General features: G+C 48.6%; 18 protein-coding genes. 7 read left to right on the top strand and 11 right to left on the bottom strand.

Translation table 11 applies throughout. From position 1 onward, the window contains the following. Nucleotides 1–2: 2 nt before the first annotated feature. The 5 genes from ABV409_RS02600 to ABV409_RS02580 all read right to left on the bottom strand — a co-directional run bounded on the left by ABV409_RS02600 (nucleotide 3) and on the right by ABV409_RS02580 (nucleotide 8,821). Nucleotides 3–905 carry a histone deacetylase family protein gene (locus tag ABV409_RS02600; RefSeq protein ID WP_353875985.1) on the bottom strand — a complete coding sequence of 301 codons (903 nt, stop codon included), beginning with the start codon at nucleotides 903–905 and terminating at the stop codon, nucleotides 3–5. Between the two features lie 17 nt (nucleotides 906–922). Further along, the gene (locus ABV409_RS02595; protein WP_353875984.1) at nucleotides 923–3,271 is read right to left on the bottom strand and encodes an ATP-binding protein; all 2,349 of its coding nucleotides are present in this window, start codon (nucleotides 3,269–3,271) and stop codon (nucleotides 923–925) included. Between the two features lie 100 nt (nucleotides 3,272–3,371). Next, nucleotides 3,372–5,444, bottom strand: coding sequence for a methionine--tRNA ligase (gene metG / locus ABV409_RS02590; protein WP_353875983.1), 2,073 nt, complete (start codon nucleotides 5,442–5,444; stop codon nucleotides 3,372–3,374). A 141-nt stretch (nucleotides 5,445–5,585) separates the two neighbouring features. After that, nucleotides 5,586–7,298 (bottom strand): DUF1501 domain-containing protein, encoded by a 1,713-nt coding sequence (locus ABV409_RS02585; RefSeq protein ID WP_353875982.1) that lies wholly within the window; start codon nucleotides 7,296–7,298, stop codon nucleotides 5,586–5,588. 14 nt (nucleotides 7,299–7,312) lie between these two features. Next, nucleotides 7,313–8,821, bottom strand: coding sequence for a DUF1800 domain-containing protein (locus tag ABV409_RS02580; protein ID WP_353875981.1), 1,509 nt, complete (start codon nucleotides 8,819–8,821; stop codon nucleotides 7,313–7,315). A gap of 164 nt (nucleotides 8,822–8,985) precedes the next feature. Between ABV409_RS02580 and ABV409_RS02575 the strand changes: the two genes are divergently transcribed. The 3 genes from ABV409_RS02575 (at nucleotide 8,986) to ABV409_RS02565 (ending at nucleotide 10,992) form a co-directional block, all read left to right on the top strand. After that, entirely contained in the window at nucleotides 8,986–9,345 is a 360-nt protein-coding gene (locus tag ABV409_RS02575) for a YraN family protein (RefSeq protein ID WP_353875980.1), read from the top strand. A gap of 52 nt (nucleotides 9,346–9,397) precedes the next feature. Continuing rightward, entirely contained in the window at nucleotides 9,398–10,057 is a 660-nt protein-coding gene (locus ABV409_RS02570; RefSeq protein WP_353875979.1) for an aspartate kinase, read from the top strand. Between the two features lie 125 nt (nucleotides 10,058–10,182). Then, nucleotides 10,183–10,992 (top strand): helix-turn-helix domain-containing protein, encoded by an 810-nt coding sequence (locus ABV409_RS02565; protein WP_353875978.1) that lies wholly within the window; start codon nucleotides 10,183–10,185, stop codon nucleotides 10,990–10,992. Here ABV409_RS02565 and mfd read toward each other — a convergent pair. Further along, nucleotides 10,989–14,363 carry a transcription-repair coupling factor gene (gene mfd, locus ABV409_RS02560; RefSeq protein WP_353875977.1) on the bottom strand — a complete coding sequence of 1,125 codons (3,375 nt, stop codon included), beginning with the start codon at nucleotides 14,361–14,363 and terminating at the stop codon, nucleotides 10,989–10,991. The genes ABV409_RS02565 and mfd overlap by 4 nt on opposite strands. Before the next feature lie 69 nt (nucleotides 14,364–14,432). Then, on the bottom strand, nucleotides 14,433–15,065 hold the full coding sequence (gene pdeM / locus ABV409_RS02555; protein WP_353875976.1) for a ligase-associated DNA damage response endonuclease PdeM: 633 nt from the start codon (nucleotides 15,063–15,065) through the stop codon (nucleotides 14,433–14,435). 65 nt (nucleotides 15,066–15,130) lie between these two features. Between pdeM and ABV409_RS02550 the strand changes: the two genes are divergently transcribed. Beyond that, nucleotides 15,131–16,165 carry an L-dopachrome tautomerase-related protein gene (locus tag ABV409_RS02550; protein ID WP_353875975.1) on the top strand — a complete coding sequence of 345 codons (1,035 nt, stop codon included), beginning with the start codon at nucleotides 15,131–15,133 and terminating at the stop codon, nucleotides 16,163–16,165. Between the two features lie 20 nt (nucleotides 16,166–16,185). Here the strand turns inward: ABV409_RS02550 and ABV409_RS02545 are convergent, their stop codons facing one another. Genes ABV409_RS02545 through ABV409_RS02535 form a run of 3 tightly spaced genes read right to left on the bottom strand, consistent with a single transcriptional unit; the run spans nucleotide 16,186 to nucleotide 21,286 of the window. After that, the gene (locus tag ABV409_RS02545; RefSeq protein WP_353875974.1) at nucleotides 16,186–18,663 is read right to left on the bottom strand and encodes a ligase-associated DNA damage response DEXH box helicase; all 2,478 of its coding nucleotides are present in this window, start codon (nucleotides 18,661–18,663) and stop codon (nucleotides 16,186–16,188) included. Further along, on the bottom strand, nucleotides 18,660–20,270 hold the full coding sequence (locus tag ABV409_RS02540) for an ATP-dependent DNA ligase (RefSeq protein ID WP_353875973.1): 1,611 nt from the start codon (nucleotides 20,268–20,270) through the stop codon (nucleotides 18,660–18,662). The genes ABV409_RS02545 and ABV409_RS02540 overlap by 4 nt, the downstream gene beginning before the upstream one ends. Then, complete coding sequence (locus ABV409_RS02535) at nucleotides 20,267–21,286, bottom strand: ligase-associated DNA damage response exonuclease (RefSeq protein WP_353875972.1); 1,020 nt, start codon at nucleotides 21,284–21,286, stop codon at nucleotides 20,267–20,269. The genes ABV409_RS02540 and ABV409_RS02535 overlap by 4 nt, the downstream gene beginning before the upstream one ends. A gap of 86 nt (nucleotides 21,287–21,372) precedes the next feature. Between ABV409_RS02535 and ABV409_RS02530 the strand changes: the two genes are divergently transcribed. Beyond that, on the top strand, nucleotides 21,373–21,795 hold the full coding sequence (locus ABV409_RS02530; protein ID WP_353875971.1) for a TerB family tellurite resistance protein: 423 nt from the start codon (nucleotides 21,373–21,375) through the stop codon (nucleotides 21,793–21,795). Between the two features lies 1 nt (nucleotide 21,796). Here the strand turns inward: ABV409_RS02530 and fbp are convergent, their stop codons facing one another. Continuing rightward, nucleotides 21,797–22,798, bottom strand: coding sequence for a class 1 fructose-bisphosphatase (gene fbp, locus ABV409_RS02525; protein WP_353875970.1), 1,002 nt, complete (start codon nucleotides 22,796–22,798; stop codon nucleotides 21,797–21,799). Between the two features lie 113 nt (nucleotides 22,799–22,911). On the opposite strand from fbp, the gene ABV409_RS02520 reads away from it, so the two are divergent. After that, nucleotides 22,912–23,388 (top strand): GNAT family N-acetyltransferase, encoded by a 477-nt coding sequence (locus ABV409_RS02520; RefSeq protein WP_353875969.1) that lies wholly within the window; start codon nucleotides 22,912–22,914, stop codon nucleotides 23,386–23,388. Then, a complete protein-coding gene (locus ABV409_RS02515; RefSeq protein WP_353875968.1) occupies nucleotides 23,385–24,635 on the top strand; it encodes an aspartate kinase in 1,251 nt (416 codons plus the stop codon). The genes ABV409_RS02520 and ABV409_RS02515 overlap by 4 nt, the downstream gene beginning before the upstream one ends. The last annotated feature ends 55 nt before the right edge of the window (nucleotides 24,636–24,690 follow it).

Here is a 24,690-nt window from a genome sequence, read left to right as displayed (position 1 = left end):
ATTCAAAAGAACAGCTCTTGCGCTGTTCTAAAAGTATTGGCATGGGCTTCGATGATCGTGCGGATATCGGGCGAATAGCCCCCTCCCATACTGACTTCGACCGGGATGCCCAGGTCCTTGCAGCTCTGCAATACGTAGCGATCGCGCTCTCGGCAGCCTTCAAGGGTCATGCCCAAGGTACCCAACTTGTCGGTATGTAATATGTCGACGCCGGAGAGGTAAAAAACGAAGTCGGGCCTTGTTTCGTCGAGCAGTCGGGGGAGCGTATTTTTTAAGAGTTTTAGGTAGGTGGGGTCATCGGTCCCTTTTTCTAGAGGGATGTCAAGATCCGACTGTTCTTTCTTGAACGGATAATTGCCTCTGCCGTGCATGGAAAAGGTGAAGACCCGACTGTCATTTTGGAAGATCTCGGCCGTTCCGTTCCCCTGGTGCACATCAAGATCGACGATCAGGATGTTGGTTGCCAGACCTTTGCTGAGCAGATAACGGGCGGCTATGGCCTGGTCATTCAGCATGCAAAAGGCTTCACCCCGGTTTGAATAGGCGTGGTGGGTCCCTCCCGCGATATTCATGGCGATACCGTTTTCGAGGGCCTGTAGGCAAGCGGTAATGGTGCCGTCGGCGATGATCAGTTCACGTTCGACCAAAACTTCCGAAAGGGGAAATCCGATTTTTCGGACCTCACTGGGTTTCAATTCAAGTTGGGTCAGGCGCTCAAAATAGCCAACATCATGCGCACCGAGGACGTAGGCGGTTTCCACGATGTTTGGTGAATGGAAATTCGCATCGGTACACGTTCCTTCATGCAGGAGCTGTTCGGGTAACAGATCGTATTTGATCATCGGAAAACGATGGCCTTCGGGTAAAGGGTGTTTGTAAATGGGGTGGTAGGCGATTTTTAGCATCGAAGGCTTCCCAAAGTTTAGGCAAACTTAAGGCGGGGAATGTATTGAGTCAAGAGTTTTTTGAAGACTTCGCGCTTGATCGGCTTGGAAACGATCTCATTGCTGCCGGCTTCTAAAATTTCGCTGCGTTCATTGTCCATGATAAAAGCGGTTTGGGCGATAATCGGCAATTCTTTGTTCGTTTTCCTGATTTCCTTGGTGGCCTCGATCCCATTGAGATAAGGCATTTTGATATCCATCAAAACGAGGTCGATATTCGGGTCGGTTTTGGCAAGCCGAACGGTTTCGTGGCCGTCATGTGCCCGAATCAATTGGCAGTGCTTTTTGAGCCACAACTCGAGCAACAAGAAGTTGGCTTCTTCATCTTCGGCGATCAAGATGGTCGGTTTTCCGGTTTTCGGACCCTGCTTTACCACTGGGCGATGCGGTATTGAAAAGAAGAAGGTGCTGCCCTTGTTTATCTTTGATTCCAGCCACATCTTGCCGCCGAACAGCTCGGTATAGGCCGAAGCGATCGGAATGCCCAGACCGGTACCTTGATTGATGTCCGGTTTGTTGTTGATTTGGCCGAACCGTTTGAAGATGGTGGGTTGATCGGCTTTTTTAATGCCCTTACCCGTATCCTTGACGAAAAACTCCAAAAACCCTTTTTTGAGGTGGTACCCAAATTCGATTTCCCCTTTTTTGGTATGTTTCAACGCATTTTCAAGCAGGTTCGAAAGGATTTGTTCCAACCGGGTGGCGTCGGTCTCGATATACGCTTCCGCATCGGGCAGGTCTTTGTATCGACCGATGGCTAGCTTTGGATCGATATTGATGACCTTGAACTGTTCGTACAATTGTTCGACGATCGAATTCAGATTATGGGTCGCATACTTCAACTGTTGTTGGTTGGCTTCGAGTTTCGAGATTTCCAGGATGTCCGAAACGATATTCAGCAGTCGGTTGCCAGAGCTTTTGATGTTTTCGAGACATTTCGATTCATCTTCTTCTTCAAGGTTGCGATCTTCCAACAGTTCGGCGAATCCCAAGATGGCGTTCAAGGGTGTTCTGATTTCATGCGACATATTGGCGAGAAAGGTCGTTTTCAAACGTTCGCTTTCCTCGACCTTTTTATAGGCGGCCTCCAATTCCATGCGCGCCTGCTCGCGTTCCGTCACATCACGGATGAACAGCGCGAATTCACCCCGTTTGGGGCAAAAGGCGGTAATTTGAAAGTACTTGCCCGTATTGTGGTTATAGTCAACGATGTGTTTGGCAACACCGGTCAAGGCCACTTCACCCAATACATTGATCCATGATTTTTCAACATCCGGAAAGACCTCCAACATGGTCTTACCCACATAATCGGTGGTATCGATACCCGTTTGGGCCGAATAGGACGCATTGACTTCAAGGATTTTGAAATCGATCGGGTTGCCGTTTTTGTCGCAGATGATCTCGGCATGCTTGAACCCTTCGGGCATATTCTGAAGAAGATCACTACTGAGCTTGGTCGATTTATGGGCCAAGGCATTGGCCTTTGCCAATTCGATGCGTGATTGTTCGCGCTCGGTGATGTCTTTGATGAACATAACGAATTCTCCCCTTAAAGGTGAAAATATCGAGATATCGAAAATCTTCCCCGACATATCGCAAATATCGATCAGACTTACCGCTTCGCCACTAAGGGCCACCTCACCGAAAGCCTTAACCTTCTTCGGGTTGGCTTTTGGGAATACCTCTAGCATGGTGCGTCCTTGTAGCTCATGTCGGTCTTTTCCGAAAATGGAAGCATAGGCATCGTTGACTTGCAATATCCTGAAATCGTAAGGCTTATTGTCCGCATCGACGATTACCTGTCCGCGCTTGTAGCCGATACTCATATTATCGACGATATCGGCGCTGAATTTGGTGCTCTTCGAAACGAGGTCATGGGCTTTTTCAAGTTCCTTTTGTTGGGTGGTATCCTCAAAAAGCATCATGAATTCCCCGGGCTTATCCGAATAGGCGGTCGAACGGTAATGCCGCTTCGTATTGTGGTTGTAGCCGGTGATGACTTCGGTTTTCTGGGTCAAGGCGACCCGGCCATAGGTGCTGATCCAAGAACGTTCTATATCCGGATAGACTTCCAAAATTGTTTTCCCTATCACCGTTTCTAAATGAATACCCGTATGTCGCTCAAAGGCCTTGTTTGCGGAAAGGATGCGGTAGTCTACGGGTTCGCCGTTTGCATTGCAAATAATCTCACATCGTGCCAGCCCTTGTGAAATATGGGCCGCGAGGGAATCAAAATCCTGCGATATATCCGGAGGGGAAGCCGTCGGGGTATCGTAGGTTCTCTCTGCGTCCGGATTAGGAATGCCATTCTCCAATTTCTCCTTCATTGGTAGTATTCAAGGATTGAAGCGTATAAATCTTCAGTTCAATGGTGAAATTAAAGATACGATAAAATCCCTAACCGGGCAGATTGGTGGCGTTCTTGTGCTAATTGATGGTCGTTCCGGCCGAAACATCGGGTTCATCCGGATTCACGAAGACCAATTTTCCGTCTTGGTTTTCGGTCATTAGGATCATGCCCTGACTTTCGACCCCTCGTAATTTTCTAGGGGCAAGATTGACCAGAACGGTCACTTTTTTACCCACGATGGCCTCGGGGGCGAAGCTTTCCGCGATTCCGGAAACGATGGTCCTGACATCGAGTCCGGTATCTACCTTAAGTACCAATAATTTATTGGCTTTCGGCATCTTTTCGGCTGCTACGATCGTACCCACGCGAAGATCCATTTTGGTGAAATCATCAAAGCTTATAGTGTCTTTTTGTGGGGACATAACGGGTTCTTTTTCAAGGTTTGATTTTTTCGTGGCCTCAAGTTTTTCCAATTGGGCTTCGATTTCCGAATCTTCGATTTTTCTGAAGAGCAGTTCGGCTTTATTGATGCGATGTCCGGAAGCCAAAAGGTCCTGAACGGTTTCAATGTCCTCCCAATCCCACTGGGGTCCCTCCGAACCGAAAGCGAGCATTTCCTTTAGTTTTTTAGCACTGAAGGGTAAAAAAGGCTCTGCCAATACGGCCAATCCGGCGGCGATCTGCAAGGCAACGAACATGACGGTCTTGGTACGATCTGGGTCCGTTTTTACCAGTTTCCAAGGCTCTTCATCGGCTAGGTATTTGTTTCCTAAGCGGGCCAGGTTCATCAGCTCCTGGCTGGCTTCCCGAAAGCGGTAGCGTTCGATTGACGACGCTAGGGTATGCGGGAATCGCGCCAAAGCCCCCAAGGTATTCTTGTCGATTTCGGTTAGGGTACTGGGTTCTGGAACGATTCCTTCGTAGTACTTATGGGTCAAGACGACTACACGGTTGATGAAATTACCGAAAATCGCTACCAATTCGTTGTTGTTCCTTGCCTGGAAATCCTTCCACGTAAAATCATTGTCCTTTGATTCTGGGGCATTTGCGGTCAATACATAGCGCAATACATCCTGCATATCCTTGAATTCTTCAAGGTATTCATGCAACCAAACCGCCCAATTTTTAGAGGTCGAAAGCTTGTTGCCTTCCAAGTTCAAGAATTCATTGGCCGGAACGTTATCGGGCAAGATAAAATCACCATGCGTTTTGAGCATGCTTGGAAAAATGATGCAATGGAATACGATATTGTCCTTTCCGATAAAGTGGAGCAACTTGGTTCCATCGTCCTTCCAATACGGTTCCCAATCTTTTCCTTCCCGAGCGGCCCATTCCTTGGTCGACGAGATATAACCTATGGGGGCGTCGAACCAGACATAGAGTACCTTTCCATCAGCACCGGGTACTGGAACGGGAATACCCCAATCAAGGTCACGGGTGACCGCACGGGGTTTCAATCCGTCATCTATCCATGATTTACACTGTCCGTAAACGTTCGGTTTCCAGTCGTCTTTATGGCCCTCCAAAATCCATTCCTTTAAAAAGGGCTCGTGTTTGTCTAGGGGTAGAAACCAATGTTTGGTTTCCTTCAAACTAGGTTTTTCACCAGTGATGACCGATCTAGGTTCGATCAGATCGGTGGCGTTCAAGGAAGAACCGCAATTTTCGCATTGGTCACCGTAGGCCTCTTCATGGCCACAACGCGGGCAGGTGCCTACCACAAAGCGATCGGCGAGGAACTGTTCGGCCTTTTCATCGTACAATTGGGCTGTGGTCTCTTCGATGAAATCGCCGTTATCGTATAGTTTTTTGAAGAATTCGGAAGCGGTGGTATGGTGTATTTCGGCCGAAGTACGCGAGTAATTGTCGAAGGTAATCCCAAAATCCTCGAACGACTTTTTGATGATGGCGTTATAGGTGTCGATGATCTCCTGGGGGGAAACACCTTCCTTTTTCGCTTTCATGGGGATGGCCACCCCGTGTTCGTCACTACCACAGATGAAGGCGACGTCATGGCCCAAACCTCTTTGGAAGCGGGCGTAGATATCGGCGGGTACGTATACGCCCGCCAAATGCCCGATATGTATAGGTCCGTTGGTATACGGAAGGGCGGCTGTAATGGTATATCTCGAAAATCGCTTTTGGGACATCGTTCTGGATTAAGCCGCAAAAGTACTCAATTTAGCCTTGAATCGGGAACGGAGTGGAAAAAGGAAACCCTCGAATCATGCATCCCAAAATTGGGGTGGGGGGGCGCACTATCGAGGGGTTCTGGAAAATGCAAGTATCGCTTACGATATCATTACGGATTTGCTCATTTTTTGGTCTGCTACGGTAATCTGATAGATATATTTTCCTGTTGAAAGTGTATCGCGAACGCGTTCACGGATATTGATCTCAGCGGATCCTTCAAGCATCAGCTCATTGAAAACGGTTCCGACACGTTGCCCTAAGATGTTGTACAATTGGATGTCGACGTGGGCACTGAAGGGCATTTCCAGATAAATATGCGGATTGCGTTCCGAAGGGTAATACGGACGGTGTACTACGGCGTTCTGCAATTCAGGATCCATTGGGTCCGCTCCGTCACTCGGTGGGGTGTCGGGCAAGGTCGGTGGGTCATCGCTATATACGATGTCATCGAAATCGACCCCACTACAATTGAAACCGAGATTGATCGGATTGTAAGGGTGGCCTAAAAGGTGTTGTTCTACCTTGGCGATCGGGACACAGAGCCATTCGGCAAGTACCGTGGCGTAAAGGTCCCTGAAATCCATGGTGTATTCCAAGTTTCCGCGACCGTTAGGGGCATCCAGCGAGGGGTGTTCCCCAACGAAGGCACTGCCGTTAAGCCCAGATCCGAAGAATAGGGTCGGTGCCGCTTTTCCGTGGTCGGTTCCGTTCGAACCGTTTTCGAAAATACGTCTACCGAATTCCGAAAAGGTCATACTCAAAACCTGTTCATCTTGTTCGGTGAAGGCCAAATCCTCATAGAAATTGTTTACCGCTATGGAAAGGTTCGACATCAAACGTTCGTGTGCCAAGGGTTGGTTGCCGTGGGTATCGAAACCACCCATGGAAATCATATAGACCTTAGTGCCTAGGTTTCCTTTGATCAATCGGGCCAACAAAGCCAACTGCCTGGCGAAACCATTGTCTTGATATTCTACTTGGTTCTGGCCACGCTCATAGGCTTCATGGATCTTGCCGGCATATTCGTAAGTCGTGTTGGCCACCCCGCGCAGATAACGCAATTGGTCACCATACATACAACTGTCGAAGGGGGCGTTTTCAATGTCATAGAAGAAGCCGGTCTGAGCGATTTCTTCCAACTGATCGATATTGTTGGTCACGAAGGCGTAATTGGTCTCTTCCCCTTGAAAGATAAGGTTCGACAAATTACCGATCTGAATGGCCGCCGGGGCTTCGGGCGGATTGATCAGATAGTTCGGGTAGCAATCCTCAAAATGCCTGCCGAGCCATCCGGTATCGAGTCCGTCGAAACCGGTCGTTGTCAAATCCGTGTTCGCGTAAATGTCGGAACCGGTGAAATGCGAAAGACTCTGTCCTTCATACCCAACTCCATGTACCGCTTTAAACTGGCCTTCGCCCCACATGGGTTCGACGGCGTTCATATAAGTCGGTACCCCAAAATCGTCGGTGAGTTTAAGGATCTTGCTTTCAGGAATGTAAATGTTCGGCCTAGCGTTCGCATAGGTGTCGTACTGTTGGATCGGAATGACCGTGCTCAGTCCGTCGTTACCTCCGCTCAAACGGATCAACACCAAAATGTTGTCGGTTTCGGTATCGCCCAAGGCCATGGTCAGAGGTGACGGGGCCGAAGCGGTCAGAATGTTACTGCCCAGCATCATGGAACCGGAACCGGCGATGCCTAAGGCTTGAAGAAATGATCGTCGGCTCCAAATTTTGTGTTCTTGATCGTGGCCTTCGTGCTGAAGGCCTTTGTGAGGGCTGTTATCGTGAATGTGATGGGTATCGCACATAGTATAGTAGGTGTTTATTTGAGTTGAAATTCCGGTTCCCTAGATAGGTGTCGCATCAAGGTGTAGACTTGTAAGGGTACTTCGCTACTGACGGCGAGCATCCATAAGCTCAATCCCCCATCGATATAATCGGGGGAATAGTAGTTCTCGGGAACGTCATCGATCTTGAACGCGTCCATGGCGATTTCAAAATCGGCCTCGGTCAATAGGCCCTTAGGGGTGAACTTGTTCACCAAGGCCCGAACCACTGTTTCGGGGTTACTGGTATTGCTATCGGCCGCACCGACCGCATCCATGGCCAAGGTCCTGAATTGTTCGGGGTTTGCCATAAAGAAGCGTTCCAAAAAGACTTCCATGGTCAACCACCGCCCAATGATATAATTCGTATTGATCCATTGACGGTCGCGTTGCCATCCGGCCACGTCGACGGGGTCGAAAAGACTTTGTCCGATCAATTCGGCGGCATCGATGGCATTGATTACGGTTCCGTCGTCATAGGCGAACCCGGTCTCCTTGATCAAGCCCATATATAAATCGAAAGGACTTTTGATGATGACCCCTATAGCGGTTTCGTCAAAGAAGTGTTCACTCTTGAACAATTGCGATAATACCGGTGCGATCTCAAAGTTATTCGCGACAAAGGTGTTCGCCATTCCGGCGATGATCGTCTGGGCGTTTCCGGCATCATCCGATGAATCCGGATGCACGAAGAACTCATACAGTTTACCACAAATAAAAGTGGCGATTTCATTGGGTCGCTGATCGAAAAGGATATCCATCACGTCGTCATACCCCCAGGCTCCGGTCTGGCCTAAAATGGTCTTGGTGCCGGTATCGTGGCGTTCCGGATTGAAGGTGACAGGGGTACATCCGACTTCCCCACGGTTCGTGTATCCTGAAAGCGCGCGTGCGGTTTCGATGATATCTTCCTCGGTATAGCCGTTTCCTTCCCCTAAAGAGAACAGTTCGTATAGCTCACGAGCGTAGTTTTCGTTGGGGTTGTTTCCATTATTATAAGCACCATCCAGATAAAACAGCATAGCGCTGGTCAATCCGATCTCGCTTACAAACGTTTTGAAATTGCCAATGGCATTCCGTTGTAAACAATTGATATAATAGTACAAAAAGGAGTTACAGTCGTAGACGTCGATTTCGGTGACGAAGTGGTTGCTCCAAAAGAAACTTAGACGGTCACGTAGGTTGAAATCAAGCATGCCATTACCATAGGCGGTGGCGAACTCTTCACGTTGTGTACGTCTAACTTGTCTTGCTAAATCGTCGTCGGCAGGATATTCGGCATTGGTCCAATCGGCCCAAGCAGGAGGGGCGATGGGTGGGGTGTTCAAGGCTTGGTTGACCAAAGTGTCGACCAAGGTGTCGGCCGTTTGACCAACGGCTTGATCGATGGTCTGTACGTCAGCGCTAAAGCCTAATCTCCGGTACAAATGCGCCGCTCGCAACTCATCCAATGGAGTAGCATAGGGCGCCAATGTTGCAGTGTTGCAATTAATGAATGCTTCCATAGCAAAGTCTGGCGTTTTTTAAGTTCATAGCTTTGGGGTTACTATGTGCTTAAGGTAGGTGTGGTTCATTTGAGGTTGTAAATTACAATCTTAACGTCAGCGGAACGATGAAATACATATTTTTTCGATGAAATGCACAATTATTTTCGATTTTCATAAAAATCATGGGGAAACACCATGATTTTGGAAGGATAGGTGAGGCAAAAGCGGTCACTTTTTTAGAAGCGAGGGGATACGAGGTATTGGAACGGAACTGGCGGTTTCAACGCGCTGAAATCGATATCATCGCACGGATCGATGAGACTATCTGTATCATCGAAGTCAAGTCGAGGAAAAATGACTCCTTGCGGCCCATAGCCCTTGCGGTCGACCGAAAAAAGATACGGTTGCTATTGACTGCTGCCGATGCTTATGTGACCGAGAATGATATTTCGTTCGAAGTCCGGTTCGATATCATTACCGTGCTACAAAAAGGAACGCGATTCGAAATAGAACACCTACAGCATGCATTCTACTATTTTTAACCATTTGTGTTATTTGTAACAAATTGTTATTTTCGCCTCAAATCAAACAAACGTGAAAACCATATCCGCCGTTGTCGAGCAGTATATCAAGAAGAAGCCTTTTTTGCAAAGTGCCTTGGCACAAGGAATCATCAACTTGACATCCCTTTCCCGTATCGTCAAACCCGAAATCGAGGAGGAACTGGGTAAGGATGTGCGCAACGGGGCCATCGTGATGGCCTTGAAACGTTTGTCGGACGATCTCGAATTCAGGGCAACCCATAAAATCGTCAAGGTCTTGAAGAATATCGGGGAGATTACGGTACGTTCGAATTTGACCGATTACACCTTTCTTTCTTCTGAAACCATTTTGGCCCAGCAGGCAAAACTCTTGGAAGAAGTGCACAACAACCAAGATATTTTCTATACCTCTTCGCGGGGTGTCAATGAAATCAACATCGTGGTCAGCAACACTCTTGATAAGGTCGTTGAGGAATTGTTCCGCGATGAACGTTGTACCCAAAAAGAGGGCAACCTTTCGTCGGTCACGGTCAAGCTACCCGCTGAGAATGTTTCGGTGCCCGGGATCTACTACTTTATTTTCCAAAGGTTGGCCTGGGAGGGGATCTTGCTTTATGAGGTGATTTCGACGACCAACGAATTCACCATTTTGGTCAATGATGAACAGGTCGATGTCGCCTTTAAGACCATTAAAGATCTCAAAACACTTTAGGCGGAACCCTTTGTTTATTGGCGTCATGGCAAATGTCGTTTCAATGTCGGGTCAACGTCGCCAGGAATACTTGGTGGGTCAGGGGTTAGGGTGTAACATTGCCCCATGAACCGAAAGCGACAATTATGAAACAGCCAGATTTAGGATTACGGATTACCGAACTTCGCAAACAAAAAGGATTGACCCAAGACGAATTGGTCGATCGGTGCAACATCAATGTACGCACCTTACAACGTATCGAGAACGGTGAGGTGACACCAAGGAGTTATACCATAAAAACCATTCTTTCCGCATTGGATTATGACTTTGAAAGCTTACAAGCTGAAGGTACCGACTATGGTCAGGAACCGCTATTAACGATCGATGCGGGCGAAACGAAATCGGTCCACACTTTGTTGACCATTTCCTGGATAGCCGGAATCCTCTTCGCCGTCGGTGCGTTCTTCGAAGGATTTGCCGATTATTTTCAAATAGAAGATGGGGAGTTCATCTATGGCCAGTGGGGGTATGTCGTTTGCAAGGTCGTTGTTTTGTTGTGCAACCTTCTCTTGCTTTACGGTTTTCTGGTTTCCGGTAAAATATTGCGCAACTACCTCATGAAGATCGCTACGGTCTTGATGATGATCGCCGTATTGTGTTTTTATACCTATGATATCGTTTCGGTCTTCAACACGGCTTGGGGGCGTGAATCCCTCTTTTTGGCCGAAGGGGTCACCCTGGGGGCCCTGGGTTTGCTATTCGGGATATCGATCCTGAAATCGAGACAGGTATTAGGTGCCACGGGCGTCGCCGCTGGGATAGCCGAGATATCGATGGCCCTCTGTATGATCTCGGTGTTGTTAGCACCCTTGGCCTTGTTCTTGTTTTTTCCGACGGTCATCCTTGAAGTGGTTTTGCTTTATAAAGTTTCGACCCTAGTCAAGGGAACGGATTAAGGGGTTGGCTTCGGAATGGTAACCAGTGGGTTCAAAACCTCCAAGACCGCGTCTACCGAAGTGACTTCGTCGAATACCAAAAGCAACCGCAGTCCATTCCGGGTCTGTTTCTCTTTCAATTGGCATTGGTTTGGATGCTGTTGGACGTAATGCAGCACCTTGGTAAACGATTCACTTTGGTAATAGGCCGACTCTTGATCGGCGATGAAATAACCCAAGAACTTCCCTTTTTTCAAAATGACGCGTTCCAATCCGATGGCGGTGGCCTTCCATTTGATACGCACACTGTTCAGGAGATCGATAGCTTGTTGTGGCAATTCACCAAAACGGTCTACCAGCTGCCGCTCGAAGGCAATCAACCCATCCTCATCGGTCACCTTGTTCAAGGCCGTATACAAGGTCAATCGTTCGGTGATGTTATTGATGTACCCATCGGGGAACAGAAGTTCGAAATCAGTATCCAATTGGGTATCCTTAACGAATACCTTGTCTTGTGGCCCCTCGACTTCTTCGTATAGCGCTTTGAATTCGTTTTCCTTTAATTCTTCAATGGCTTCGCTCAATATTTTTTGGTAGGTCTCAAAACCGATCTCGTTGATGAAACCGCTTTGCTCGCCTCCCAGGAGGTCACCGGCACCCCGGATTTCCAAATCCTTCATGGCGATGTTGAAACCACTGCCCAATTCGGTGAACTGTTCCAGGGCTTGGATGCGTTTTCGGGCATCAGGGGTCATCACTTCATAAGGTGGGGTGATGAAAAAGCAGAAGGCCTTTTTGTTGCTACGACCAACGCGACCCCGCATTTGATGCAGGTCACTCAAACCGAAATTATTGGCATTGTGTATGAAGATGGTGTTGGCATTGGTCACGTCCAATCCACTTTCGACGATCGTTGTCGAAACCAATACGTCGAACTCGCCGTTCATGAAGGCCAGCATCAATTGTTCGAGTTTCTTGCCTTCCATTTGACCGTGTCCGATTCCGATCTTGGCATCGGGGACCAGTCGTTGTATCATGCCAGCGACTTCTTTGATGTTCTCTATGCGGTTGTGGATGAAAAAGACTTGACCGCCCCGTTGGATTTCATAAGAAACGGCATCGCGGATGATTTCCTCATTGAAGCGAATGACCCGACTTTCGATCGGATATCGGTTAGGAGGCGGGGTATTGATGACCGATAGGTCCCGTGCGGCCATCAAACTGAATTGTAAAGTTCGCGGAATGGGCGTGGCCGTCAAGGTCAAGACGTCGACATTTTGTTTGATCGATTTTAATTTGTCCTTAACCGCTACCCCGAATTTTTGTTCTTCATCCACGATAAGCAACCCCAGATCCTTGAACTGGACGCTTTTGTTGACCAGTTGGTGGGTTCCGATAATGATATCGATACGTCCCTGGGAAAGGCGTTCGAGGATTTCCCGCTTCTCTTTGGCCGAACGAAACCGATTCAGGTAATCGACGGTCACCGGTAATTCACCGAACCGCTTCTTAAAGGTGTTGTTGTGCTGAAACGCCAAGATGGTGGTCGGCACCAAAACAGCGACTTGTTTGCCGTTATCAACGGCCTTGAAGGCTGCACGAATGGCTACTTCGGTTTTTCCGAAGCCCACATCACCACAGACCAAGCGATCCATGGGACGTTCACTCTCCATATCCTTCTTGACGTCACTGGTGGCCTTGGCTTGGTCCGGCGTGTCTTCGTACATGAACGAAGCTTCGAGTTCATGCTGCAAATAACTGTCGGGATCGTATTGATATCCCTTCTCCATGCGCCGTTTCGCATAGACTTTGATCAGGTCGAAAGCGATTTTTTTGACCCGGCTCTTGGTTTTCTGCTTTAACTTTTTCCAAGCCGCCGAACCCAGCTTATAGATTTTGGGAACGGCGCCGTCCTTACCGTTGTATTTTGAAATCTTATGTAGCGAGTGGATGCTGACATACAGGATGTCACGATCACCATAGATCAATTTGATGGCTTCCTGCTGTTTCGATTCTACCTCGATTTTTTGTAAGCCACCGAACTTGCCGATGCCGTGGTCGATATGGGTGACGTAATCGCCCAGTTCCAGTTTGTTGAGCTCATTCAGCGTAATCGCCTGTTTTTTCGCATAGCCGTTCCGCAACGAGAATTTATGGTAACGTTCGAATATCTGGTGATCCGTGTAGCAGACCAATTTGCTGCCATGGTCGATGAACCCCTGGTAAAGCGGCAAGACCATAGTTTGGTAACCGAATACTTTTTGACCAGATGGTTCGGTTCCTTCCTTAAGTGTTTCGAGAATATCATTGAGGCGTTGGGCCTGCTGTTCGGTAGCACAGCAGATGATGTTCTGGTATCCTTTGGCATCATTGTCGACCAAGTCGTCGACCAATAATTCGAATTTCTTGTTGAAGGCCGGTTGGGGTTTATTGCCGAAATCGATCGTGATTCCGTCACTTCCATCGAGTTCAATGAGGCTGAACCGACTGAATTGCTCCTTTAGGGCGTCGGCATTGACAAAAAGTTCTTCAGGTTGGGCATGTTTGATTTCTTGACTAAGGGATTCGAAACTCGCTTTGGCCTTTTCAAAGTTCGTATCGATGCGATGATAACACAGCTCGAGGTTCTTTGAGAAAATCACCGTTTTGGGTGAAATGTACTTTAAAAACCCTTCTCGGGTCTCTTGCAGAAATTTGTTCTCAACGTTGGGGATGATGGTGATGCGATTGACCTTGTCGGTTGACAGCTGGGTCTCGACGTCGAAGGTTCGTATGCTATCGACTTCATCGCCAAAGAACTCGATGCGATAAGGTTGGTCGTGTGAGAAGGAAAAAACATCGACGATTCCCCCTCGAACGGAAAACTCACCCGGTTCGGTGACGAAATCAACGCGTTCGAATTGGTACTCGAAAAGCACTTCGTTCAAAAAATCAAGTGACAGCGTATCTTGCAATTTGATTTTCAAGGTGTTCTTATCCAGCTCCTTGCGCGTGACCACTTTTTCGAACAGCGCGTCTGGATAACTCACGATGATCGCCGGTTTCTTACGCGAGTTGATCCGATTCAGCACCTCGGCGCGAAGCAACACATTGGCGTTATCAGTGGCTTCGATTTCATAGGGGCGACGGTAACTGCCAGGGTAAAAGAGCACCTCGTTTTCACCAACGAGCTGTTCGAGATCGTTCAAGTAATACGCGGCTTCTTCCTTATCCGATAAGAGTACCAAAAAGGGGGCATCCATGCTATGGAACAGCGAGGTAACGGCCAGCGAAAGTGAAGAACCGACTAGGCCTTTGGTTTTTATCGGATGTTGGTTTTGGGCAATGGACTGCCGCAGTTTCCCAAGGTTCGGAGACTGTTCAAAACGAGCTAGAATGGACGATTTGGTCAATCCAAATTATTTGTCGGCAAAGATAAAAAAGGAAAGTGGCCCATACAGGTATCACGCAGGGGTTTTTTCTTAAATCGCAACGACTTCGCCTTCGGCGATGACGAATATGTCATCACTTGCTTTAGGGGTCAACGTATGGTTGCCGGTAAATTCACCGAAAGCCGGAAGGATCATTTGCCCTTTGGTTTTGAAGAAACAGGATAGTTTCAAGCGTTGGCGACCGTGTCCTTGAAGGCGGATCGCCGGATGGATGTGCCCGCAGAAATTGAAGAAGCCATCGCGGGTTTCGGGGTGATGGGTGAACAAGAATCCATCAAGTTCCAAGCTTTCGAAAAGTTCGATCTGCAACGATTCGAATTTTTCACGGGCGATGATGTCATGGTTGCCAATGACCAAACTAAGTTTGGCCGGTGTTTTGGCGACCCAGTTTTCGAAGAGCCCCCATTCTTTGTTCATGCTTGAATGGAACAGGTCTCCAAGAAAACAGATATGGAACGGATTGAAATGCCCGGTAATGGTATCCAAATCCATGAAATTCCGATGCACCGCTTTTCGGGGCACCGCCGCCCCGAACTTGCGAAAATGGCCCACCTTGCCCAAATGCACATCACTGATCAGCAAGATGGAACGATCGACCCAAAACACCCCGCCAAGAGGGTGTAAAATGAATTCTTGCCCGTCAATTTGTATTTGATGTGTCATTCGGATTAAAAAACAGTAAGTTCGAGTGTTCTTTTCAGACTATCGGATTCCAAAATAAACGAATGATGAAAAAATATACAATCCTTTCGCTGCTCGCTTTGGTCTTTTTCAATGCGAACGGTGTAGCGCAAGAACTCGAAATCGCCGCCGAACTTCCATTTCGACCCGGAAATGTTGCAGTGACCCAAGACGGTCATCTTTTCACCACCGTTCACCCTTTGGGCAACGGAAAGCTGCAATTGATCGAAATCACCGGGAAAAACAGTTTTGTGCCGTTTCCTGACAGGGCCCATCAGCGTGGTGAAGGCGCTGCTACCGCTGCGGTTATCGATACCCCTTTGGGGATTCGGATCGATGGCAACAACACTTTATGGATCGTCGACATGGGTCAAAATTATGGCAAGACCCGGGTGTGGGGTTTCGATATCGCCACCAAAAGCGAGGTTTTCCGTTTTGAGTTTCCCGAATCCGTGGCGCCCAAAGGAAGTTTCGTCCAAGACCTGGCAGTCGATGAGGTCAATGGGTGGATCTATTTGGCCGATATCGCCCAACCCGGCATTTTGGCCTTGAATATCAAGACGAAAGAAGTACGCCGATTCGAAGATCGCACGGTTCAGACCGAGAACATCGATATGGTCATTGACGGTAAGGTGATCCATTTTGGGGGTGCCCCTGCGCGTGTCGCCATCAATCCCATTACCTTAAGTGCCGATAAATCGACCTTGTACTATGGCGCCATGAACGGTACTACTTGGTATCAGTTGCCTGCGGCCCTATTTCGAAACGGCGCCTCTGATTATACGATTTCCAAGGCGATCAAAGTCGCTGGACCAAAGCCCATTTCCGACGGGGTGGCCACTTCCGCCGACGGAAATCACTATTTCACCAACATCCAACACTATGGCATCGATGTCTTGACACCTGCCGGCGAATTGAAACCGTTGGTTCGTGACCCCAAGATCGATTGGGCCGATAACACCGCATTGGACGGAGAGGGCAATCTTTACTTTACGGTAAACCAATTGCACAAAACCCCTGCTTTTACGGGATCTGAAGATTCCGGTAAACCTCCGTATTACATTATGAAAATCAAACTATAACCCAAGGGCAAACGAGCGGATCAGTCTTTGGACCGAGTTAGGATTTTCGTCATCCGTTTGATACGATCGGCCAATTTCTCGTTCGATAGTTTTTCACGCAGCCTATCGGTAATGATCGGAAAGGAAAAAGGAGTGGCCTTTTCACAGGCTTTCCAGACGATTTCCTGCGCTGCGATGCGTTCAAGGGCCAATCGAAGCCGCCCTTCTTCCAATTGGTGTTCGAAAGTCTCCGTAAAGGCCTGTTGAAAGAGGATGTTGTCGGGTTCATAATCTTTGAACACGTCGAACAGCAATTGTGAATTGCCCTGCAAATGTTTCATCTTGACCCCTTTGTTGGGGTAACCGGTGAAGACCATGCCGCTGATGACGGCAATATCCCTAAAACGGCGGCGGGCCATTTCGTTGGAATTCAGACTTTTTTGCAGATCGCTCCGCATATCTTGGGGAGTAAACAAGTCATTGTCAAGAACCGATTGGATATCAATGGCCTTATCGGAAAGCAATTCAAAACCGTAGTCGTTATAAGCCAGCGAACAGGTAATTGGGTGTAAGAGGCCGATACGGTACGATAAGAGACTACTCATGGCCTCGTGTACGGCCCGACCTTCGAACGGATAAAAAATATGATGGTACCCGTCACGGGAGTGAAAGGTCTCAATCAAAAATTGGTCGGCACGGGGCACTAGGCTTTCTTCCCGTTGTTTTTCAAGCATCGGCGCCAAAGCTTGGATCTCGACCGATTGCTCGTGTAAGGGTTGGTCGGCCGTGTACATTTCTTCCCGCAATAGTCTCGACATTTGCGAAGAAAAGCTGAGACGCCCGCCACCCCACGCCGGTACCTTATTGGTGCGCTTTGATGAATTGCGCACTTGGGCCTGCATTCCTTTGATGCGTATGAACTCGAGATTGCGGCCCGCGAAAGTGAAGACATCACCCCGGTTCAACTTGGAGATGAAATACTCTTCGACGGTGCCGATGTACCCCCCTTTCTGATAGCGAACGGCAATACTAGCGTCACCGACAATAGTGCCGATTTGGAAACGATGTCGCATGGCTACCCCCCGATCATTGACCTTGAAACGGCCGTCTGCCTCGACTTCCACTTTTTTGTATTCGTCATAGGATTTTAAGCTCTGACTCCCCATGACCAATGAATTCAGTAGCCATTGCCATTGCACTTCGGTCAACACCTGATAGCAAAAGGTCTGTTTGATTTCTTCGTAAATCCGATCAGGGAAAAACCCATCTGAAACGGCCAAGGTGGTCAGGTATTGGATCAGTACATCGAAACTGTTCAAATAGGGTAAGCGATCTTCCACGGCCTCCGTTTTGACGGCACGCTGAAGGGCCGATGCTTCGATAAGTTCCATGGCATGGGTAGGCAGAAAATAGATCACGCTTTCCTTTCCGGGACGGTGACCACTGCGCCCTGCCCGTTGTAAAAATCGGGCCACCCCTTTAGGTCCCCCGATTTGGATGACCGTCTCGACCGGTGCGAAATCGACCCCCAGATCTAGACTCGAGGTGCATACCACGGCCTTTAAACTCTCGTTTCGAATGGCCTGCTCGACCCAAAGGCGCGTCTCTTTGTTGATGCTTCCATGGTGCATGGCGATCTCACCGGCGTATTCCGGATGTTTTTCCAATATTTTCTGGAACCAGATTTCGCATTGGCTCCGGGTATTGGTAAACAACAAGGTCGTTTTGCTATTGTTGATGATCGGAACGATCTCTTCCAACAAATGCAATCCTAGATGCCCCCGCCATGGAAACCGTTCCATGGTTTCCGGAATGATGCTGCGCACACTGATTTTTTTTGGGATATGGGCCTTGATCATGACCGAATTCGAGAGTGCTTTTGAATTCGGGCCCAATAGCACTTCACGGGCTTGCTCTAGATTGCCGATGGTAGCTGAGATACCCCAAATGCGCATGTTGGGGCAGATAGCCCTCAGCCGCGATAGGCCCAGCTCCATCTGTACGCCACGTTTCGTCCCTAAGAGCTCGTGCCATTCATCGACAACTATTGCGGAGCAATCTTTGAACAACTTGGCATAACCTTTTGATGCCAATAGCAACTGCAGGCTTTCCGGGGTGGTGATCAGTAAATCGGGCATGGTCGTACGCTGCTTCGCCCGCTCTTTGGTTGAGGTATCGCCGGTGCGGATACCGACTTGCATTTGGGTGCCCAGGTCTTGGGTGATGCGCTCGGCCGATTGTTTGATTTCTTGTGCCAGGGCCCGAAGAGGGGTGATCCATATCGCTTTCAGGCCTTTTTTATGTTGGCTCCGATACCGCGGGTTTTTGGCGAGGTAATCCAAAACGATAGGAAACCATAGGGCATAGGTCTTTCCGCTTCCGGTCGGGGCGTTCAAGAGGCCGTGCTTGCCGTCGAGAAAGGCTTGCCAAGTTTCCTTTTGAAAATCAAAAGGCCGCCATCCTTGGGCATCGAACCATGCTTCGGCTTTGGCAAAATGATGGTCCTTTTCTGTGCTCATTGTAACAGCGCTTTTAGTTCTTCCAACGAATTGGCTTCCTCAATCTTTTTGTCCTTACGCCAACGCAGGATTCTAGGAAAACGGGTGGCCACCCCACTTTTATGACGTTTCGAGAGGGCAATTCCTTCGAAGGCGATTTCAAAAACATGGTAGGGGGTGACACTGCGAACCGGCCCAAAGCGTTCCAAAGTGTTTTTTTTGATCCAAGCATCGACCTCTTTGAACTCGGCATCGGTCAAACCCGAATAAGCCTTGGCGAAGGTGACCAATTCGCGTTCACCGGTGTCGTGATTATCGGTCCATAGGGCAAAGGTATAGTCGGTAAACAGGTTGCTTCTGCGACCGTGACCTCGCATGGCATAGGTAAGTACCGCGTCGATGGTCAAAGGATCCACTTTCCATTTCCACCAATCCCCCTTTTTGCGCCCTACTTGATACGGGGAGTCAAGGCGTTTGAGCATCAAACCTTCACTGCGTTTTTCCCGAGATCTCGTCCGTTCTTTCGTTACATCGCCCCAAGAAGTAAACTGCATGCGTTCCGATAGCAGCAAGCGACCTTGGTTCGAAACCATGGTTTCGGATGCCATCCATTCCTCCAACAACACCCGTCTTTCGAAAAAGGGTTTCGACCGAATGTCTTCACCCTTCCATTCCAAAAGATCGTAGGCCATCAAGATGACCGGGGTCTTTACCAAAAGGGATTTCGAAAGGTTTTTTCTTCCTATTCGAGTCTGTAGCGCATTGAAACTACCGATTTCACCTTCAGGAAAAGGCAGCAGCTCCCCATCCAAAACCGTACCGTCGGGCAGGTATTCAAGGAATTCCAGGAATTCGGGATATTTGTCGGTGACCAATTCCTCACCACGGCTCCAAACGAACAACTCGCCCTTGCGCACGATCACTTGGGCGCGGATTCCATCCCATTTATGTTCGACGGACCACTGGTCGACCGAACCAAGCGAGGCTACTTCGTCTTCAACGGCATAAGCAAGATAAAACGGATAGGGTTTCGAAAGAAAATCGCTTTCATTTTCACGAAGTACCAGATCTTCGAAAGAGATGGCAGCAGGGTTCCAGTTGCCCATGAGTTTGTAGGCAAGGATATCCTCTTCGATACCGGTGGCCTTTGACAAGGCCCTGGTCATCAGTTTTTGGCTGACCCCGATGCGAAAGCCGCCGGTAATCAATTTGGTAAATACGAAACGCCCGTAATAGTCGAGGTTTTCCCAATTCTCAAAGAGATAGGTTTTTTTGATCGCGTCGTCTTGTCCTTTCAACCACCGCATTTCCTCGAGAAAATCGGTCAGGCTTTTCATCGTCTGTTTCTTTTTTGACGGAACCACCAAGGCAATGGTTTCGGCAAGATCCCCCACGATGTGGTAGCTGTCTTCAAAAAGCCAGAGCGGAATGCCCGCCAATTCGGAAGCCCATTCCCTGAGATAGGTCGTATTGACCGGCCTTGGTGGTCTGCGGTGTGAGAGTATCGCGATGGTCCAAACTTTGTCGGTATCGGGTGCGGATGAAAAATAGGATGCCAAGGCCGCTACTTTTTGAGAGGTCTTATTCGTGTTGTCCAACTGTTGTATCAGAGCTGCAAAACGCTTCATCCGACGTTTTGGTTTTCAGTTTCAACATCGGGTGTTTCGCCCTCAAACTGGGTGTTTTCAGTACGTGCATCATAGCCTTTTTCCCGTAGGAAGCGTGAAAAGATATCGGTGTATCCGTGGGTGCAGATGACCTTGGTCGCTCCCGTGGCCGAAATAGCTTCCAAAAGTCCACCCCAATCGCAATGATCACTCAAAACGAAACCTTTGTCGAGTGCCCTGCGGCGTCTCGCACCCCTAAAGGCCATCCAACCGCTGGCCGAGGCGGTAACGAAAGGCGTCATTTTTCGGATCCAGCTGCTGCCATGGGCCGAAGGGGGGGCGATGACCATGTTTCCGGTCAAGGCTTCTTTAGGCGTCGATTTGGTGATCAGTTCGGTAGGGGGTAGGTCGACGACCCCACGTAAAACGGCATTCATGTTCTCGACCGCGCCATGGGTGAATATCTTTCCGATCGAGGGGTCGAGTAGGTGCAATAACCGTTGCGCTTTGCCCAAAGAGTACCCGAACAGTACCGAAGTCTGGCCATTCGCCTTGTTCTCGGCCCACCATGAATTGATGGCGGTTGCCACTTCCGATTGTGGTCGCCAACGAAAGGCCGGTAATCCGAAGGTGCATTCGGTAATGAAGGTATGGCACTTCAATGGTTGGTAGGGCGTGGTCAGGCCGTCGGTTTCGGTTTTATAATCACCGGTAAAGACCCAAACTTCCCCTTGATGCTCGACGCGGATCTGGGAAGAACCTATGATATGTCCGGCAGGATGGAAACTAAAGCGCACTCCATTGATCATCAAGGTCTCGTTCCAGTCGATACCCGAAATAGCTACCTGACCCAATCGATGCTTTACGATGGGAACATTGCGATGGTGGGTAATGTAACGCCGGTGGCCCCAACGGCTGTGATCGGAGTGCCCATGGGTGATCAACGCCTTGTCAACCGGGCGCCAAGGATCCAAATAGACATCGGCTGCCTCGCAGTAAATTCCTTTTTCCGTAAATCGCAATAACGGCTTTTCCATAGCTAGCTGAAATTACGAATTTCTTTTGCGAATGAAGGGGCATGCTTTTACCATAAGGAGTATATTTGCCCTAGAAATTTTGAATCATGCCCATTTTAGATCTTTACGAACATAGCGAACAACGACGGAACTTGGCGCACTTCGCCACTTTGGCAAGTTTGGCCGCGGTAGACGGGGAAGTGAGCCCTGAAGAAAAAGCGATATTGGATAAGTTCGCCTTCAAATTGAACATTTCCGAAGCCGAGTACAAGGAGGTAATGAAGAAAGAGAACCAATATCCGATCGAAACCCCGCATAGTGGGGAGAAACGTTTGAAGCGAATGTTCGATTTCTTTAAAATGGCCTTTGCCGATCACCATATCGATGAAGATCAGGAACGGCTTATCGAAAGGTATGCCATCGGATTGGGATACGCTCCCGATGCCGCCAAGGCCTTGATCAAAAAATCATTCGCTATTTTCTGCGGTCAGATCGCTTTCGAAGATTACCAATACTTGTTGGACAAATAGGTCAGCCATTCATAAATTCCTCGGCTTTTTCGACCATATTCTTACTCCCGCAAAAGAAGGGTACCCTTTGGTGTAGTTCATAAGGTTCGATTTCAAGGATCCTGCGTTGACCGTCACTGGCCTTACCCCCAGCTTGTTCCGCGACCAAAGCTATGGGGTTGCATTCGTAGAGCAACCGCAACTTTCCGTTCGATGCCTTGCTGCTTTTCGGGTACATATAAATACCCCCTTTGATCATATTGCGGTGGAAATCGGAAACCAAAGAGCCGATGTAACGCGAAGTATACGGCCGATTGCCTTCTTCCTTTTGGCAGTATTTGATATAATCCTTGACCCCTTGGGGAAAATGGATGTAGTTGCCCTCGTTGACCGAATAGATCTTGCCGTCTTCAGGAAAGCGCATGTTCGGATGTGAGAGGTAGAACGTGCCAATGGCAGGATTGAGGGTAAACCCGTTCACCCCATTGCCGGTGGTATAGACCAGCATGGTCGAGGTTCCGTAAATCACATAACCCGCGGCAACTTGATTGTCTCCGGGCTGTAGAAAGTCGGCAAGGGTAACCGGTGTGCCGACAGGGGTGATCCTTCGATAAATAGAAAAAATGGTCCCCACCGAGACGTTGACGTCGATGTTGCTTGAACCATCCAAGGGATCGATCAAGACCACGTATTTGTTCTGATGGTTCTCGTCAATACTGTTGATGGTGATGTAATCGTCTTCCTCTTCCGAAGCGATACCACATACGATTTCGCGGTTTCTCAAGGTTTGGATAAATTTTTCATTGGCCAAGACATCCAACTTCTTCTGATCTTCCCCCTGGATATTCGTATCGCCCGCATCCCCAAGAATATCGACCAAACCGGCCTTGTTCACCTCGTGGTTGACCACTTTGGCCGCCAAACGTATGGCATTGATCAGTTTAGAGAGTTCTCCGGTCGAATATTGAAAATCGGATTGGTTTTCAATGATGAATTCACCAAGGGTCTTGTTTTTTTTATCCATTAAAATCAGGCTGTTTATTTAGGGACAAATATCGTCCATTTTGTGATACGATAACGTTTTCGAAAGGCTATTGTTGTTTGATATTATAACTTTGTGTTTTATTTGTAACAACTATGGATTACAGTATTCGCGACGCGGTCGCTGAAGATATGGACAATGTTTTGGGCTTGATCAAAGAGCTGGCCTCTTATGAGAACGAGCTGGATGAGGTCGAGGTCACGTCGACCGATTTGATTGCCGATGGATTCGGGGCCGAAAAACGCTTCCACTGCTTCGTGGCCGAGGCCGAAAAGGAGGTGGTCGGTATCGCCTTGGTTTTCGAACGGTATTCTACCTGGAAGGGACGCGTGGTGCATTTGGAAGACCTGATCGTCACCGAGAAAATGCGCGGAAGCGGATTGGGTACCGCCTTATTGAAGGCCGTGGTGTCATATGCTGATGAAAGACAGGCCAAACGGGTGAGTTGGGAGGTGTTGGATTGGAACGAGCCCGCCATTAAATTTTACGAATCGAAAGGGGCGAAAGTCATGCGCGACTGGGATGTGGTGCAGCTGGATGCCAACGGGATAAAAAACTTCTTGGACCAATGAGGATTTTCAAGTTTGGAGGGGCATCGGTAAAGGATGCCGAAGGGGTAAAAAACGTGGTGAACGTACTTAAGACCACAGGGCATGAAAACACCTTGATGGTCGTATCGGCCATGGGCAAGACCACCAATGCCATGGAGGCGGTCGTCAAAGCCTATTTCGACGATAAAAAGCAATTGGACAGTAAGATCCAAGAGGTGGCCGATTACCATAAAGAGATCGTCAATGCCCTCTTCGAGGTCCGAAACCATGAAATACACCACAAGTTGAACTTGTTGATCGAAGAGTTCAGGGGATTTCTGTTGTGGAACAAATCCCCAAAATACGCCTTCGTTTACGATCAGGTGGTCGGTTATGGGGAACTGATCTCAACGACTATCGTTAGCGGTTATTTGAACGAGGTAGGGATCGCCAACCAATGGGTCGATGTGAGGGGGTTGATCAAGACCGATAGTGCCTATCGTGATGCCAAAGTGGATTGGGAGACTACCGAACGTCAGGTGCGATCTAAAATCGATACCAAGACCCTGAACATCACCCAGGGATTTTTGGGGAGTGATGAAAATAACTTTACCACCACCTTGGGCAGGGAAGGATCCGACTATACGGCAGCGATTTTGGGGTATTGTCTCAACGCTTCCTCGGTCACGATTTGGAAAGACGTACCGGGGGTGCTCAACGCCGATCCAAGACACTTCAAGGAAACCCGGAAATTGGAACATATCAGCTACCGCGAAGCCATTGAATTGGCATTTTACGGGGCATCGGTCATCCACCCGAAAACCTTGCAACCACTGCAGCGAAAAGAAATTCCACTGCACGTTAAATCGTTTCTTGAGCCCGGCGAAGCGGGTACACAGGTCGGTAAGGGGGTCAAGATCTCACCTGAAGTGCCTTGCTTCATTGTGAAGAAGGACCAAGTGCTGTTGAAATTATCGTCAAAGGACTTTTCCTTCATCGTCGAAGACAATATCAGCGCGCTTTTCAAACATTTCCATGAACACCGTTTGAAGGTCGACCTCATTCAAAACTCGGCGATTAGTTTTTCGGTCTGCCTTGACAACAAATTCGACGGATTGAAAACACTGTTGCCGGCCTTGGAGGAGAAGTTCAAAGTGAACTGCCATGAAAACGTCGCCTTGTATACCATCCGACATTTCGATGACGCCTCTGTGGCATCCGTGTTAAACGGTTTTGACGTTTTGGTTGAACAACGCGGGAAAGAAACCGTGCAGTTGGTCGTCAAATAAGGATTTTTCAAATTCAGTACGGCTAATTTTCTATATTTACCGATACTAAATCAAT

This window comes from Flagellimonas algarum (genome assembly GCF_040513375.1).
GTDB lineage: Bacteria > Bacteroidota > Bacteroidia > Flavobacteriales > Flavobacteriaceae > Flagellimonas_B > Flagellimonas_B algarum.
The sequence above is the reverse complement of the archived record's forward strand: the minus strand, read 5'-3'. Positions and strand labels throughout refer to the sequence as shown.

Excerpts from the sequence above, each read along its gene's own strand:
- ABV409_RS02550 (WP_353875975.1), top strand. The coding sequence starts at position 15,131 with ATGAAAAAATATACAATCCTTTCGCTGCTCGCTTTGGTCTTTTTCAAT.
- ABV409_RS02540 (WP_353875973.1), bottom strand. The coding sequence starts at position 20,270 with ATGAAGCGTTTTGCAGCTCTGATACAACAGTTGGACAACACGAATAAG.
- ABV409_RS02600 (WP_353875985.1), bottom strand. The coding sequence starts at position 905 with ATGCTAAAAATCGCCTACCACCCCATTTACAAACACCCTTTACCCGAA.
- ABV409_RS02565 (WP_353875978.1), top strand. The coding sequence starts at position 10,183 with ATGAAACAGCCAGATTTAGGATTACGGATTACCGAACTTCGCAAACAA.
- pdeM (WP_353875976.1), bottom strand. The coding sequence starts at position 15,065 with ATGACACATCAAATACAAATTGACGGGCAAGAATTCATTTTACACCCT.
- ABV409_RS02580 (WP_353875981.1), bottom strand. The coding sequence starts at position 8,821 with ATGGAAGCATTCATTAATTGCAACACTGCAACATTGGCGCCCTATGCT.
- ABV409_RS02520 (WP_353875969.1), top strand. The coding sequence starts at position 22,912 with ATGGATTACAGTATTCGCGACGCGGTCGCTGAAGATATGGACAATGTT.
- ABV409_RS02595 (WP_353875984.1), bottom strand. The coding sequence starts at position 3,271 with ATGAAGGAGAAATTGGAGAATGGCATTCCTAATCCGGACGCAGAGAGA.
- ABV409_RS02585 (WP_353875982.1), bottom strand. The coding sequence starts at position 7,298 with ATGTGCGATACCCATCACATTCACGATAACAGCCCTCACAAAGGCCTT.
- ABV409_RS02530 (WP_353875971.1), top strand. The coding sequence starts at position 21,373 with ATGCCCATTTTAGATCTTTACGAACATAGCGAACAACGACGGAACTTG.
- ABV409_RS02575 (WP_353875980.1), top strand. The coding sequence starts at position 8,986 with ATGGGGAAACACCATGATTTTGGAAGGATAGGTGAGGCAAAAGCGGTC.
- ABV409_RS02545 (WP_353875974.1), bottom strand. The coding sequence starts at position 18,663 with ATGAGCACAGAAAAGGACCATCATTTTGCCAAAGCCGAAGCATGGTTC.
- metG (WP_353875983.1), bottom strand. The coding sequence starts at position 5,444 with ATGTCCCAAAAGCGATTTTCGAGATATACCATTACAGCCGCCCTTCCG.
- ABV409_RS02535 (WP_353875972.1), bottom strand. The coding sequence starts at position 21,286 with ATGGAAAAGCCGTTATTGCGATTTACGGAAAAAGGAATTTACTGCGAG.
- ABV409_RS02515 (WP_353875968.1), top strand. The coding sequence starts at position 23,385 with ATGAGGATTTTCAAGTTTGGAGGGGCATCGGTAAAGGATGCCGAAGGG.
- fbp (WP_353875970.1), bottom strand. The coding sequence starts at position 22,798 with ATGGATAAAAAAAACAAGACCCTTGGTGAATTCATCATTGAAAACCAA.